A 13,271-nucleotide genomic window follows, 5' to 3' on the forward strand; every position below is an offset into this window, starting at 1 on the left:
CGGGGCCGGGTACCCCGTCCGGCCGTACGTTTAACGGCCGATCTCCGGGAAACCAGGAGTCATGACCGATCCCGGATCCCGGCGCCTGAGAGTACTGCTCTGGCACGTGCACGGCTCGTGGACCGACGCTTTCGTCCGCGGTCGCCACGACTACCTCCTGCCGGTGTCACCCGACGGTGCGCCCTGGGGCCTCGGCAAAGCGGGCCGGGACTGGCCGTCGGTGACCGAGGTGCCGCTCGACCGGCTGACCGAAGCCGAGCCCGACGTCGTGGTCCTGCAACGCCCGGAGGAGCTCGAATTCGCCGCCCGCCTTGGCGTTCCGGCCGTCTACGTGGAACACAACGCGCCCCGGCCGTACGCCGCGGCCAGCGAGCACCCGCTCGCCGGCCGGGCCGACATCGCCGTCGCGCACGTCACCCACTTCAACGCGGCGATGTGGGACTGCGGCCGCGCGCCGGTAACCGTCGTGCCGCACGGCATCCCCGATCCGGGCCCGCGCTACACCGGCGAGCTCGCGGCCGGCGTGTCGATGATCAACGAGCCGGTGCGGCGGGAGCGCGTCACCGGCGCCGACCTGCTCGGCACGCTCGCCGAAGCCGCACCCGTCGACGTCTTCGGCATGGGGACCGAGGAACTCGGCGCGCCGCTGCGCGGCCAGGGGGACGTCCCGGCGCCGAAGCTGCACGACGAGATCGCCCGCCGCCGCGTCTACCTGCACACCGCCCGGTGGACGTCGCTGGGGCTGTCCCTTGTGGAGGCCATGCACCTGGCGATGCCGGTCGTCGTCTTCGCGGCCACCGAGGCGGTCGAGGCGGTGCCGGACGACGCGGGCGTGCTCTCCACCGACGTCTCGGTGCTGGCGCGGGGCTTCCGCGAGCTGCTGCACGAACCCGACTTCGCCGCGCTCGCCGGCAAGAACGCCCGCGAACACGCCCTCAAGCACTACGGGCTGGCCGCCTTCCTGACCGCTTGGGACCACCTCCTCGCCGAGACGGCCCGCTGAACCGTGAAGGGAACGCCTCACCGATGAAGATCGCCATGGTGTCCGAGCACGCCAATCCCCTCGCCGCACTGGGCGAAGCCGACGCCGGCGGCCAGAACGTGCACGTCGCGGAGCTGTCCGCCGCGATGGTGCGCGCCGGGCACGAGGTCACCGTCTACACGCGCCGGGAGAGCCGCGGCGAGCCACCGGAGGTTCGGACACCGCAGGGGTACCGCGTCGTGCACGTGCCCGCCGGGCCGGCCCGCAAGGAGCCGAAGGACCACCTCCTGCCCTACATGGGCGAGTTCGGCAGCTTCCTGCGGGACCGGTGGGCGCTCGACCGCCCGGACGTCGCGCACGCGCACTTCTGGATGTCCGGCCTCGCGACCTCGCTGGCGGCGAGCGCGACCGGGACACCGGTGGCCCAGACCTTTCACGCACTGGGCGTGGTCAAGAAGCGCTACCAGGGCGACCAGGACACCAGCCCGGCCGACCGCATCCGGCTGGAGCGGATCATCGGCCGGCAGGCCGGGCGCGTGATCGCCACCTGCTCCGACGAGGTCTTCGAGCTGTCCCGCCTCGGCGTGCCGCGGTCGCGGATTTCGATCGTCCCTTGTGGCGTCGACCTCGGCCGGTTCTCCCTCGACGGGCCGATGACCCGCCGCCGGCTGCCGCACCGGCTGGTCGCCGTCGGCCGGCTGGTCCCGCGCAAGGGGTTCGACATCGCGATCACCGCGCTCGCGCAGCTGCCGGACACCGAGCTCGTCATCGCCGGCGGCCCGGAACGCGGCCGGCTGTCCCAGGACCCCGAGGCGGGGCGGCTGCGGCAGCTGGCCGAGCGCCTGGGCGTCGCCGACCGCATCCGCTGGCCCGGCCAGGTGTCCCGGGAGGACATGCCGGCCCTGCTGCGCTCGGCCGACGCGGTCGTGTGCACGCCGTGGTACGAGCCGTTCGGGATCGTGCCGCTGGAAGCGATGGCCTGCGGCGTCCCGGTGGTCGCGGCCGCGGTGGGCGGCCTGACCGACACCGTCGTCGACGGCGTCACCGGGCTGCTGGTCCGCCCGCACCGGCCGAAGGAGCTCGCGTCCCGGGCCCGGCGGCTGATCGACGACCCGGCGCTCTGCCACGCCTACGGCACCGCGGGCCGCGACCGCGCGGTGGCCCGCTACTCGTGGGACCGCGTCGCCGCCGACACGCTCCGCGCCTACCACAAGCTGGTCCCCCAGGCCGCAGCCACCGCCGAGGCCCGCTAAGGGCACTTTCACGTGAAAGTGCCCTCCCGCCGAGTTCCGCAGGGGGGCACCCTCGGGGGGGTGGTCAGCCGATGTAGCGGCGGGCTTTGGAGGCTCGTTGGGGGGCCTCCAGGAGGCGGAGGCCGTGCTCGACGTGGGGTGGGACCACGCGGCGGGAGGTGAGGACCCACGGGAGGCCGCGGGCCACGTCCAGGAGTGCCGCCGCGGTGGCGGCGTCGCGAGGGGCGGTGCGCAGGACCTCGCGGCCGCGGCGGAAGACCGCCGGCCAGGGGCGGCGCAGCAGGAGCGTCCACAGGGTGTTGCGGATGCCCAGGCGACGGCGGTGGCGCGGGTCGCGCAGCTTCGACGGCGCGTGGTGGATCACGACGTCTTCCGCCCAGCACATCCACCAGCCCCGGGCGGCGAGGTCCAGGGCGAACAGCTCCTCCTCGCCGCCGAGCCACATCCGGGTCGAGAAGCCGCCCACCTCGCGGAACGCGCTGACGCGCACCGCCGTCAGGCCCGCCATGATGCCGAGCAGCGCCGGCCCCGGCAGCCAGTCCGGGCCGGGCACCGGCGACTCGCGCAGCTCCGGCGTGATCGGGTCCTCGGCCAGGCCGGGCTCGACCAGGCAGCGCCCGGTCACCGACCCGAGCGCCGGGTATGCGTCCAGCAGGTCGGCGGCCCGGGTGAGCGCGCCCGGCTGCCACGTCGTGTCGTCGTCGCAGAAGGCCACGTACGGTGTCGTCACCTCCTCGACGGCGACGTTGCGGGCAACCGCGCCGAGGTTCTCCGCCAGCGGGAACAGCCGGACGCCGGGGAACTCCCGGGCGACCATGTCGGCGGTGCCGTCGCCGGACCCGTTGTCCGCGACGAAGATCGGTGCCGCGTCCGGCAAGGACGTCATGTGCGCCAGGGTTTCCCGCAGTTGCGAGCGCCGGTTGCAGGTGATCATCACGACCGAGATTCGCGCCATTCGGCGGTCCTTTCCAGAGTCCGGGCCTGGTGTTCGACGTGGGCGGGCAGGACGCGGCGGGAGCCCAGCGCACGCGGCAGGCGCACAACCGCACCGAGGACGGCGCCGGGCGCCCGCACCAGCGTCCAGGCCACCTCGCGGCGGCAGACGCGGGGTGGCCGCCGCAGCACCGCGATGAGCAGCCGGTTGCGCAGCTCGGCCCGGCGGCGCCACGACGACGGCGGCCGCGACCGCGACGGGTGGTGGTGGGCGCGCAGGCGCCCGACGTAGCAGACCTCCCAGCCGCGCGCGGCCAGGTCGTAGGCGAGCAGTTGCTCCTCCGCGCCGAAGTGCAGCAGCGGGCTGAACCCGCCCACCTGCAGGTACGCCGTGCGGCGCACGATCGCGGAGCAGGCCAGGAAGCCGAGCACCAGCGGCCCGGGCGCGCCGTCCGGGTGCCCCAGCGGGCTGCGCTCCATCTCGGGCGTCACCGGGTCGTCCCGGCATTCCGGCCCGACGAGGGTGCGCGCGGCCAGCAGCCCGGTCCCCGGGTGTTCGTCGAAGATCCGTTCCGCCTCGGCCAGCGCGTCCGGCGCCCACCACGAGTCGTCGTCGCTGAAGGCGACGTACGGCGTGCCGGCCGCGACGACGCCGAGCGTGCGGGCGGCGGCACCGAGGTTCTGCGGCAGGCGGATCACGCGGACGTCCGCGTACCGGGCCGCGACCTCGGCCGTGTCGTCCTCGGACGCGTTGTCCAGCACGACGACCGGTGGCCGCGGGTCCAAAGAGGACAGCCGGGTGAGGGTGCGCGCCAGCTCGGTGGCACGGTTGCGGGTGGCGATGACGACGGTCGTGCGCGCGCTCATCGCGGTCCCACCAGCTCGGCCACCAGCGCCGCCAGGGAGGCCGGGTGTGCGGGCGGCCGCACCGTCGCGGGCAGGCACCACTTCAGGCGCGCGCCGAGCAACGCGGTGTCCGTGACGTCCTCGGCCGCCACCACCGGCCAGTCCAAAGCCTTCCCCTGCGCGGTCACCTTCCCGCCGCCGGCCACCGGGTCGACGGCGAGCACCGGCACGCCGGTCTTGAGCCCGAAGACCAGGCCGTGCAGCCGGGTCGTCACCAAAGCGTCCATTTTGGACACCAAGGCGGCGAACTGGTCCGGGGTCGCACACCGTTCCCAGTCCTCGTGCGCGAGCCGGGTGTCCAGCGGGACGCGGGCGCAGTCGAGGCCGGCGAGCCAGCCGGTCAGTGCCTCGTGGACATCGCCGTGCCGCCCCGCGCCGCCGTATTCCGGCTGGTGCGGCGCCAGGATCACGCCGAGCACCGGCGTGGGTGACACCGGCGCGCCCAGCGACAGGTCGAGTTCGGCGGTGACGCCGTCGTCGCGCGGGATGACCCGGTGGAACCCCGTCACCGCCGGGTCGCCGGCGTCGGGGACGGACACGCCGACCGCGATCCGGCGGCAGCCGGCGTAGCGCTCGTGCAGCGAACGCACCTGCGGCCCGTGGACCGGGCCGCAGACGAACACCACGTGCGTGTAGTCCTCGGGCGGCGCGTCGGGCAGGTGCAGGGCGCCGGGGCGGAAGCCCGGGCTCCACGCGACCCGGTGGTCGATCCCCGCCTCCGCCAGCGCGGCCGCGACCGCGCGCAGGCTCAGGACGTCACCCGCCGTTGCTTCCCCGTGCAGAAAACTGGCCCAACCGGTGAGCAGAACTCGCATGGTCGGGGCGCATACCCGGTCTCCGCCCCGTTACACGGGTTTGCGGCCACCGGGGCCGGGTAGCCGCGACGACATGGAGAATCCGGCAGTGACCAGGCGGTTCGAGCGTGCGGTGGTGACCGGGGGTGCCGGCTTCGTCGGCGCGCACCTGTGCGAACTGCTGCTCGAAGAGGACATCGGCGTCGTCGCCGTCGACAACCTCGCAACGTCCTCGGCGGACAGCCTGGACCACCTGCGCCGCCACGACCGGTTCCGGTTCGTGCACCACGACGTCACCCGGCCGATGCCGCTGAACTGCGCAGCCGACGTGGTGTTCCACCTGGCTTCGGCCGCGTCGCCCCGCGACTACCTGGCCCTGCCGATCGAGACGCTGCGCGCGGGCTCCCACGGCACCGGGAACGCCCTCGACCTGGCCCGCCGCGACGGCGCCCGGTTCGTGCTCGCCTCGACCAGCGAGGTCTACGGCGACCCCCTGGAACACCCGCAGCGCGAAGGATATTGGGGCAACGTCAACCCGATCGGGCCGCGCAGTGTCTACGACGAAGCCAAGCGCTACGCCGAGGCGCTGACGTCGGCCTACCGCCGCGAACACGGCACCGACACGGCGATCGCGCGGATCTTCAACACCTACGGCCCCGGCATGCGCGCCCACGACGGCCGGATGATCCCGGCGTTCCTCGACCAGGCGCTGAAGAACGAGCCGATCACCGTCACGGGCTCGGGCGAGCAGACGCGGTCCATCTGCTACGTCGAAGACACCGTCCGCGGCCTGCTGGCCCTCGCGCGGTCGGGCCACCCCGGACCGGTGAACCTCGGCAACCCGGACGAACTGACCGTCCGGCAGGTGGCGGACCGGATCAAGGACATCACCGGGTCCGGCTCGCCGATCGAGTACATCGACGCCGTCGTCGACGACCCGCAGCGCCGCTGCCCCGACATCGCCCTCGCCCGCGACGTCCTCGGCTGGGAACCGAAGGTCGACGCCGACGACGGCCTCCGGCGCACTGCGGCTTGGTTCCGCCGGGCGCTGTCGCCCTGAGTAGCGACGTCCAGGGCTTTTGCGCGCCATCGTTTATCAACGACTTCGCCGGGTAGCGCTATAGGCAAGCGCGGGCCCTGCGAGTCCGCACCGAAACGCCAGAGGCAGGTCGATGCGCATACTCGGGATCAACGCCGTCTTCCACGACCCGGCCGCAGCGCTGGTGGTGGACGGGGAGATCGTTGCCGCGGCGGAAGAAGAACGGTTCAGCCGCCGCAAGCACGGCAAGCAGGCGGTGCCGTTCTCGACGTGGGAACAGCCCGCCCAGGCTGCCGCCTGGTGCCTGGCCCAGGCGGGACTGTCCGCGAAGGACCTCGACGCCGTCGGCTACTCCTACGACCCCGCGCTCGTCGAACCGGGCCTGCCCGGGCACGACCCGAGCGGCGAGGAGCTGCGCACGGAATTCGCCGAGCGGGCGCCCTTGTTCCTGAAGTCCGCTTTGCCCGGACTGGACCCGGGCATCGTCAAGTTCGTCCGGCACCACGTCGCGCACGCCGCGTCGGCCGCGCTCGCCGCGCCGTTCGGCGACTGCGCCGTGCTCGTCGCCGACGGACGCGGCGAGAGCACGTCCTATCTGGCCGGTGAGTACCGCGACGGGCGGTTCAAGGAACTGGCGGCCCAGAAGCTGCCGGACTCGCTCGGCCTGCTCTACGAAGACCTCACCGAGCACCTCGGCTTCGCGCGCTCCAGCGACGAGTACAAGGTCATGGCGCTCGCCTCCTACGGCACGCCGGAGTTCCTCGACGAACTCCGCGAGCGCGTCCACGTCACCGGCGAAGGCGGCTTCCGCGCCTCCGGCGTCGACCTGACCTTGCTGGCCCCGCGCCGTGGAGCGGGCGAGGAACTCACCCGGCGGCATGCCGATCTCGCCGCGAGTGTCCAGAAAGTCCTCGAGGACATCCTTCTGGAGCTGGCGGACTGGCTGCACGAGGCCACCGGGCAGCGCAACCTGGCGCTGGCGGGCGGGATCGCGCTCAACTGCGTCGCCAACAGCCGGCTGCACGCCGAGGGCCCGTTCGACCGGATCTGGGTGCAGCCCGCCGCCGGGGACGCGGGCACCGCGCTCGGCGCCGCACTGCAGCTGGCCGCCGAAGCCGGGGAACGCGGCACCCCGATGGGGGACGCCGGGCTCGGTCGCGGCTGGACCGACGAGGAACTGGAAGAAATCCTGATCAAGGCGAAGCTGCCGTACGAGCGACCGGACGACCTCGCCGAGACCGTCGCCGAAGCGCTGGCGAACGACGACGTGATCGCCTGGTTCCAGGGCCGCGCCGAATTCGGCCCGCGGGCGCTCGGGCACCGGTCGCTGGTGGCCCACCCGGGCCGCAAGGCGAACCTCGAGCGGCTCAACGACGTCAAGGGCCGCGAGCAGTTCCGCCCGGTGGCGCCGATGGTGCGGGCCGAGCGGGCGGCCGGGATCTTCACCCGCGGCCCGCTGCCCAGCCCGTACATGCTGTTCGTGCACGACGTCGCCGAAGCCTGGCGCGACCGCATCCCGGCCGTCACGCACGTCGACGGGACCGCCCGCGTGCAGACCGTCGACGAGCGCGACAACCCGGTGCTGGCCCGGATGCTGGCCGGCTTCGAACGCCGGACCGGCTTGCCGGTCGTGATCAACACCAGCCTCAACACGGCGGGCCGCCCGATGGTCGACTCGCCCCGCGACGCCCTCGAATGCTTCGGCTCCGCCCCGATCGATCTGCTCGCGCTGGGGCCGTTCGTGCTCCGGCGTCCCCGATCCACTCGAACCGGCGCGGCGTCGCCGGAGGAGAAGGAGGTGCCGTGATGGAAGACCATCTCGCCGCGTTGGCCGAAGCCGCCGAGCGGGCCCGCGAATCCGCCCCGAAGATAGCCGCCTGGGGACGGCACCTCGCCGGCGTGTTCGAAGCCGGCGGTCGGCTGCTCGCCTGCGGCAACGGCGGCAGCGCCGCCGAAGCCCAGCACCTGACCGGTGAACTCGTCGGCCGCTTCCGCGACGACCGGCGGCCGCTCTCGGCCATCGCGTTGCACGCGGACACTTCCGCGACCACCGCCATCGTCAACGACTACGGCGATCACGAGGTCTTCGCCCGTCAGGTGCGGGCGCACGGGCGGGCGGGTGACGTGCTGGTCTGCCTGTCCACCAGTGGCACCAGCCAGAACGTCGTCGCCGCGGCGAAGGCCGCGCACGAACTCGGCGTGACGGCGTGGGCGCTGACCGGGCCCGCCCCGAACCCGCTCGCCGCCCTGTGCGACGACGCCGTGACGGTCGAAGCGCCGACCGTCGCGACCGTGCAGGAGATGCACCTGGTGCTGGTGCACGGCCTGTGCGCGGCCCTCGACGACGCGCTCGGAGTGACCGCGTGAAGCCGCTGGTCGTCCTGGGCGACACGCTGCTGGACGTCGACGCCGAAGGCACCGCCGAGCGGCTGTGCCCCGAGGCGCCGGTGCCGGTGGTCGACCTGACGGCCCGGCGCCGCCGCCCCGGCGGGGCCGGCCTCGCCGCGCTGCTGGCCGCCCGGTCGGCGACCGAAGTCGTCCTGGTCACGCCGCTCGGCGACGACGAAGGCGGCCGCGCGCTCACCGGGCTGCTGGAACCGGACGTCACCGTGCTGCCGCTGCCGCTGCGCGGCACGACGGTGTGCAAGACCCGCGTCCGCGCGGGCGGGCAGTCGTTGCTGCGCCTGGATTCCGGCGACGGCACCGCGACCGCCGACCCGCTGCCCGCCCGGGTGCGCGAGGTCCTGGAAGACGCCGGCGCGATCCTCGTGGCCGACTACGGCCGCGGCCTGACGCGCAATCCCGGCGTCCGGCGGCTCCTGCGGGACCTGGCCGAGCGGATCCCGGTGGTGTGGGACCCGCACCCTCGCGGCGCACAGCCGGTACCCGGCGCCCGGCTGGTCACGCCGAACCTCGCCGAGGCGCGTGCGGTGCTCGCCGGCCACGACGAACCGGCCGAGCTCGCCAAGCTGCTGCGCGGCCACTGGCTCGCCGACGCGGTTGCGGTGACCGTCGGGTCCCGCGGTGCGGTGCTCGCCGACGGCCTCGGCGAAACGACCGTCCCGATCCCCGCCGCGGCGCGGACGCCGGGCCACACCGCACCCGACACGTGCGGGGCGGGCGACCGGTTCGCGGCCGCGGCCACCGCGGCCCTGCTCGACGGCGCGGACACGACCGAAGCCGTGGTGACCGCGGTCGAGGCGGCCGCCCGGTTCGTCGCCGCGGGCGGCGCGACCGCGCTGTCCACGAACGACGGCCCGGTACCCGACCCGCAGCCGGCGACCGACGCCTTCGGCCTCGCCGCACGGATCCGGGAAACCGGCGGCCGCCTGATCGCCACCGGCGGCTGCTTCGACCTGCTGCACCCCGGGCACGTGAGCCTGCTGCGGCAGGCCCGTGCCCTCGGCGACGCGCTCGTCGTCTGCCTCAATTCCGACGCTTCGGTGCGGGGCCTCAAGGGGCCCGGCCGCCCGCTGGTCCGCGACCGCGACCGGGCCCGGCTGCTGACGGCGCTGTCCTTTGTGGACGCCGTCGCGGTCTTCGACGAGCCCTCGCCGGCCACCGTCCTGGAGAAGCTGCGCCCGGACGTGTGGGTGAAGGGCGGCGACTACGCCGAAGCGGACCTGCCCGAACGTGCAGTGGTCGAACGGCACGGCGGCGAGGTCGTGCTCGTCCCGACCGTGCCCGGCTACTCGACCTCCCGGCTGGTCGCCGCGGCGGCCGGTGCCTGAACCCCCTCGCCCGCGAAGGAGAGCGATGCGACCCCTCGGCAACGTCCTGATCACCGGTGGCGCGTCCGGCCTCGGCGCCGCCACCGTCGACGCCGTCCGCAAGGCCGGCGGCACCCCCTACGTCCTCGACCGCGTCCGCCCCGACGATCCGGCCGAGTACGTCGAAGCCGACCTGACCGACACCGCCGCCACCGAGGCCGCGGTGCGCGACCTCGCCGAGCGCGCGGGCGGCCTCGACGGCGTGTTCACCGCCGCCGGCACCGACGCCTGCGGCCCGCTCGGTGAAGTGTCAACGCAAGCCTGGGAGCGGGTCGTCAAGGTGAACCTGCTGGGCACGGCCGCGGTGATCCGCGCCGCGCTCCCCTACCTGGAACGCTCGCACGGCACCGTCGTCACGGTGGCGTCCACGTTGGGCATCAAGGCGGTGAGCGACGCGACCGCCTACTGCGCCTCGAAGTTCGGCGTCGTCGGCTTCACCCGGGCGCTGGCCGCGGAACTCGCCGGGCGCGTCGGCGTCACCCTGCTCGTCCCCGGCGGGATGTGGACGCACTTCTTCGACGACCGCACCGACCAGTACAAGCCGCCGCCGGACGCGAAGCTCAACCAGCCCGAGCACGTCGCGAACACCGTCGTCTTCGCGCTGCAGCAGCCGCCCGGCGCCGAAGTCCGCGAAATGGTCGTGTGCGCGTCGGAGGAGGGGTCGTGGCCGTGAGCGCCGCGGTCCTCGTGCTGCGCGCCCTCGGCGTCGGGGACCTGCTGACGGCGGTGCCGGCGCTGCGTGCTCTGCGCACCGCGTACCCGGACGACCGGCTGGTGCTGGCCGCGCCGGAGCACCTGCGGGACCTGGTGGAGCTGATCGACGCGGTCGACGAGCTGCTGCCGACGTCCGGCCTGGGCGAGCTCGACTGGCCCGGTCCGCCGCCGCGGCTCGCGGTGAACCTGCACGGCAGCGGCCCGGAGAGCGTCCACGACCTGCTCGCCGCCGACCCCGCCGAGCTGCTGACCCACCGCCACCCCGACTTCCCCGACGTACCCGGCCTCGAGTGGCGCGACGACCTGCACGAGGTGGACCGCTGGTGCCGGCTCGTCGAGTACCACCACCTGGAGGCGGACCGCGCGGCCCTGCACCTGCCCGCGCCGCCGGGGCCGAGCCCGGCCCCGGCGGCCGTCGTGGTGCACCCCGGTGCGGCGTTCCCGGCGCGGCGCTGGCCGCCCGAGCGGTTCGCGACCGTCGTCCGGGACCTCGCCGCCCGCGGGCACCGCGTCGTGCTCACCGGCAGCGCCGCCGAGCGCGATCTCGCGGTGTCGATCGCCGAAGCGGCCGGGCTCGGCGACGACACCGTGCTCGCCGGGCGCACCGGCCTGGCGGAACTGGCCGCACTGGTGGCCGGGGCGGCGCTCGTGGTCTGCGGCGACACCGGCGTCGGGCACCTCGCCACGGCGTTCGGCACGCCGTCGGTGCTGCTGTTCGGCCCCACCCCGCCCCGCCTGTGGGGCCCGCCGCCGTCCGCGCGACAGCACGTCGTGCTCTGGGCAGGCAACGTCGGCGACCCGCACGGCGAAGAGCCCGACCGCGGACTGCTGCTGCTCGGCGAGGAGCGGGTGCTGGCGGCGACGCGTTCGGCCCTGGAGATGCGGGTGGCACATGGCTGAGCACGTCGGGATCGTCGGCGCGGGCTACGTCGGGTTGACGAGCGCCGCGTGCTTCGCGCGGCTCGGGCACCGCGTGACCTGCGTGGACGCCGACGAGTCCAAAGTGGACGACCTGAACCGGGGCGTGGTGACCATCGCCGAACCCGGCCTGGCCGAGCTGGTCGGCCAGGGCCTCGGCGACGGGACCCTGAGCTTCACCACCGCGCAGGCGGAGCTGTCCGGCGCGGACCTCGTCCTGCTGTGCCTGCCCACCCCGCCCGCCGAGGACGGCCGTCCCGACCTGGGCGTGCTCGAACACGTCGTGCCGCAGCTCGGGCGGCTGCTGCGGCCCGGCTGCGTGGTGGTCACCAAGTCCACCGTGCCGGTGGGCACGGCGGCGCGGCTGCCCCGTCTGCTGGGCCGCGACGACCTGCCGGTGGTGGCCAACCCGGAGTTCCTCCGCGAAGGGCACGCCGTCGAAGACTTCCTGCACCCGGACCGGGTCGTGGTCGGCACCGATCCGGCGGACTCGCCGGCGGCGCGGCGGGTCGCGCGGCTGTACGAGCCGACCGGCGCCCCGGTGGTGGCGGCCGCCTCGGCCAGCGCCGAACTCGCGAAGTACGCGAGCAACGCCTTCCTCGCCGTGAAGCTGTCCTACGTGAACGTCCTGGCCGAACTGTGCGAGCGGTTCGGGGCGGACGTCCGCGAGGTCTCGCGCACGATGGGCCTCGACGCGCGGATCGGTCCCGAATTCCTCGCCCCCGGCCCCGGCTGGGGTGGTTCGTGCCTGCCGAAGGACACCTCTGCCCTGCTGCACGCGGCCGAGTCGGCGGGCGTCGACTTCGGCATCCTGCGCGACGCGGTCCGCGTCAACGCCCGGCAGCGCGCCCGAGTGGTGCGGGCCGTGCGGCAGGCCGTGACCGGTTCGCCCGCCGGATCCCTCGCCGGGACCCGCATCGGTCTGCTGGGCCTGGCCTTCAAGGCGGGCACCGGCGACCTGCGCGACTCCCCCGCCCTCGCGGTGGCCGACGACCTGGCCAGGGCGGGTGCCGAGCTGACCGCGCACGACCCGGCCGTGGCCTGTGTGCCCGGAACGAACTCGCTCCAGGTCGTCGACGACCCGTACCTGGTGGCCAAGGACGCCGCGGCGCTGGTCGTGCTCACCGAGTGGCCCGAGTTCCGGGACCTCGACTGGGCCCGGCTGGCCGCGTCCGCCGACCGGGCGATCGTCGTCGACACCCGCAACCTGCTCGATCCGGACACCCTCGCCGAAGCCGGGTTCGCCCACATCGGCGTCGGCACGCATCCCAGGAGGCAGTCATGACCCTGCGCGTCCTCGCGCTGACCTGCACGCTCAAGCCGTCACCGGCGAAGTCGAGCAGCGACCTCATCGCACGGCAGCTGCTCGATCTGTTCGCCGAACGCGGCGCCACCGGCGAGCTGGTCCGCGTGGTCGACCACGACGTCCGGCCGGGTGTCGAGGCCGACATGGGCGACGGCGACGCGTGGCCGGGCATCCGGCGCAAGATCGCCGCCGCCGACGTCCTGCTGATCGCCACCCCGACGTGGGTCGGTCACCTGTCGAGCGTCGCGCAGCGGGTCCTGGAACGCCTCGACGCCGAACTGTCCGAAACGGACGACGAGGGGCGCCCGGCGATGTTCGGCAAGATCGGCGTGGCCGCCGTCGTCGGCAACGAAGACGGCGCCCACAAGATCATCGCGGATCTGTTCCAGGCGCTGAACGACGTCGGCTTCACGGTGCCGGCCCAGGGCGCGACCTACTGGAACGGCGAGGCCATGCAGGGCGGCGACTACCAGGACCTCGACGAGACACCGGAGGCCGTGGCCTCGACGAACGCGACGCTGGTCCGCAACGCCGTCCACCTGGGGGAGCTGTTGCGCGAACAGCAGTACCCGGCCAAGTGACTACGCCATTCGAGTGACATCACTGGGCCGGACGAGTGTGGCGCAGGACACGTGGGTAACCCATCGGAACCTTCC

Annotated in this window: 13 protein-coding genes; 10 read left to right on the top strand and 3 right to left on the bottom strand. The window is 74.1% G+C overall.

Going from position 1 to position 13,271, the window contains the following annotated elements; genetic code table 11:
- Positions 1 to 61: 61 nt before the first annotated feature.
- Complete coding sequence (locus tag ACLJQF_RS22930) at positions 62 to 1,003, top strand: glycosyltransferase (RefSeq protein WP_410611470.1); 942 nt, start codon at positions 62 to 64, stop codon at positions 1,001 to 1,003.
- Positions 1,004 to 1,026: 23 nt separating this feature from the next.
- A complete protein-coding gene (locus ACLJQF_RS22935) occupies positions 1,027 to 2,235 on the top strand; it encodes a glycosyltransferase family 4 protein (RefSeq protein ID WP_410611471.1) in 1,209 nt (402 codons plus the stop codon).
- A 64-nt stretch (positions 2,236 to 2,299) separates the two neighbouring features.
- Here the strand turns inward: ACLJQF_RS22935 and ACLJQF_RS22940 are convergent, their stop codons facing one another.
- Genes ACLJQF_RS22940 through ACLJQF_RS22950 form a run of 3 tightly spaced genes read right to left on the bottom strand, consistent with a single transcriptional unit; the run spans position 2,300 to position 4,889 of the window.
- Complete coding sequence (locus ACLJQF_RS22940; RefSeq protein ID WP_410611472.1) at positions 2,300 to 3,190, bottom strand: glycosyltransferase family 2 protein; 891 nt, start codon at positions 3,188 to 3,190, stop codon at positions 2,300 to 2,302.
- On the bottom strand, positions 3,169 to 4,035 hold the full coding sequence (locus ACLJQF_RS22945) for a glycosyltransferase family 2 protein (RefSeq protein WP_410611473.1): 867 nt from the start codon (positions 4,033 to 4,035) through the stop codon (positions 3,169 to 3,171). The genes ACLJQF_RS22940 and ACLJQF_RS22945 overlap by 22 nt, the downstream gene beginning before the upstream one ends.
- Positions 4,032 to 4,889: a polysaccharide pyruvyl transferase family protein gene (locus tag ACLJQF_RS22950; protein WP_410611474.1), complete on the bottom strand. Its 858-nt coding sequence runs from the start codon at positions 4,887 to 4,889 to the stop codon at positions 4,032 to 4,034. Before ACLJQF_RS22950 ends, ACLJQF_RS22945 begins: the two co-directional genes overlap by 4 nt.
- 88 nt (positions 4,890 to 4,977) lie before the next feature.
- Here ACLJQF_RS22950 and ACLJQF_RS22955 point away from each other — a divergent pair, with 88 nt between their 5' ends.
- The 8 genes from ACLJQF_RS22955 (at position 4,978) to ACLJQF_RS22990 (ending at position 13,196) form a co-directional block, all read left to right on the top strand.
- A complete protein-coding gene (locus ACLJQF_RS22955) occupies positions 4,978 to 5,928 on the top strand; it encodes a UDP-glucuronic acid decarboxylase family protein (RefSeq protein ID WP_410611475.1) in 951 nt (316 codons plus the stop codon).
- Between the two features lie 112 nt (positions 5,929 to 6,040).
- Positions 6,041 to 7,714, top strand: a complete 1,674-nt coding sequence (locus ACLJQF_RS22960; protein ID WP_410611477.1) for a carbamoyltransferase — start codon at positions 6,041 to 6,043, stop codon at positions 7,712 to 7,714.
- Positions 7,714 to 8,274: an SIS domain-containing protein gene (locus ACLJQF_RS22965; protein WP_410611845.1), complete on the top strand. Its 561-nt coding sequence runs from the start codon at positions 7,714 to 7,716 to the stop codon at positions 8,272 to 8,274. Before ACLJQF_RS22960 ends, ACLJQF_RS22965 begins: the two co-directional genes overlap by 1 nt.
- A complete protein-coding gene (locus ACLJQF_RS22970; RefSeq protein ID WP_410611478.1) occupies positions 8,271 to 9,638 on the top strand; it encodes a PfkB family carbohydrate kinase in 1,368 nt (455 codons plus the stop codon). The genes ACLJQF_RS22965 and ACLJQF_RS22970 overlap by 4 nt, the downstream gene beginning before the upstream one ends.
- 25 nt (positions 9,639 to 9,663) lie before the next feature.
- The gene (locus ACLJQF_RS22975; RefSeq protein WP_410611479.1) at positions 9,664 to 10,350 is read left to right on the top strand and encodes an SDR family oxidoreductase; all 687 of its coding nucleotides are present in this window, start codon (positions 9,664 to 9,666) and stop codon (positions 10,348 to 10,350) included.
- Positions 10,341 to 11,291, top strand: coding sequence for a glycosyltransferase family 9 protein (locus ACLJQF_RS22980; protein ID WP_410611480.1), 951 nt, complete (start codon positions 10,341 to 10,343; stop codon positions 11,289 to 11,291). Before ACLJQF_RS22975 ends, ACLJQF_RS22980 begins: the two co-directional genes overlap by 10 nt.
- On the top strand, positions 11,284 to 12,594 hold the full coding sequence (locus tag ACLJQF_RS22985) for a UDP-glucose dehydrogenase family protein (RefSeq protein WP_410611481.1): 1,311 nt from the start codon (positions 11,284 to 11,286) through the stop codon (positions 12,592 to 12,594). Before ACLJQF_RS22980 ends, ACLJQF_RS22985 begins: the two co-directional genes overlap by 8 nt.
- The gene (locus ACLJQF_RS22990) at positions 12,591 to 13,196 is read left to right on the top strand and encodes a flavodoxin family protein (protein ID WP_410611482.1); all 606 of its coding nucleotides are present in this window, start codon (positions 12,591 to 12,593) and stop codon (positions 13,194 to 13,196) included. Before ACLJQF_RS22985 ends, ACLJQF_RS22990 begins: the two co-directional genes overlap by 4 nt.
- The last annotated feature ends 75 nt before the right edge of the window (positions 13,197 to 13,271 follow it).

This window comes from Amycolatopsis sp. lyj-109, from assembly GCF_046548995.1.
GTDB lineage: Bacteria > Actinomycetota > Actinomycetes > Mycobacteriales > Pseudonocardiaceae > Amycolatopsis.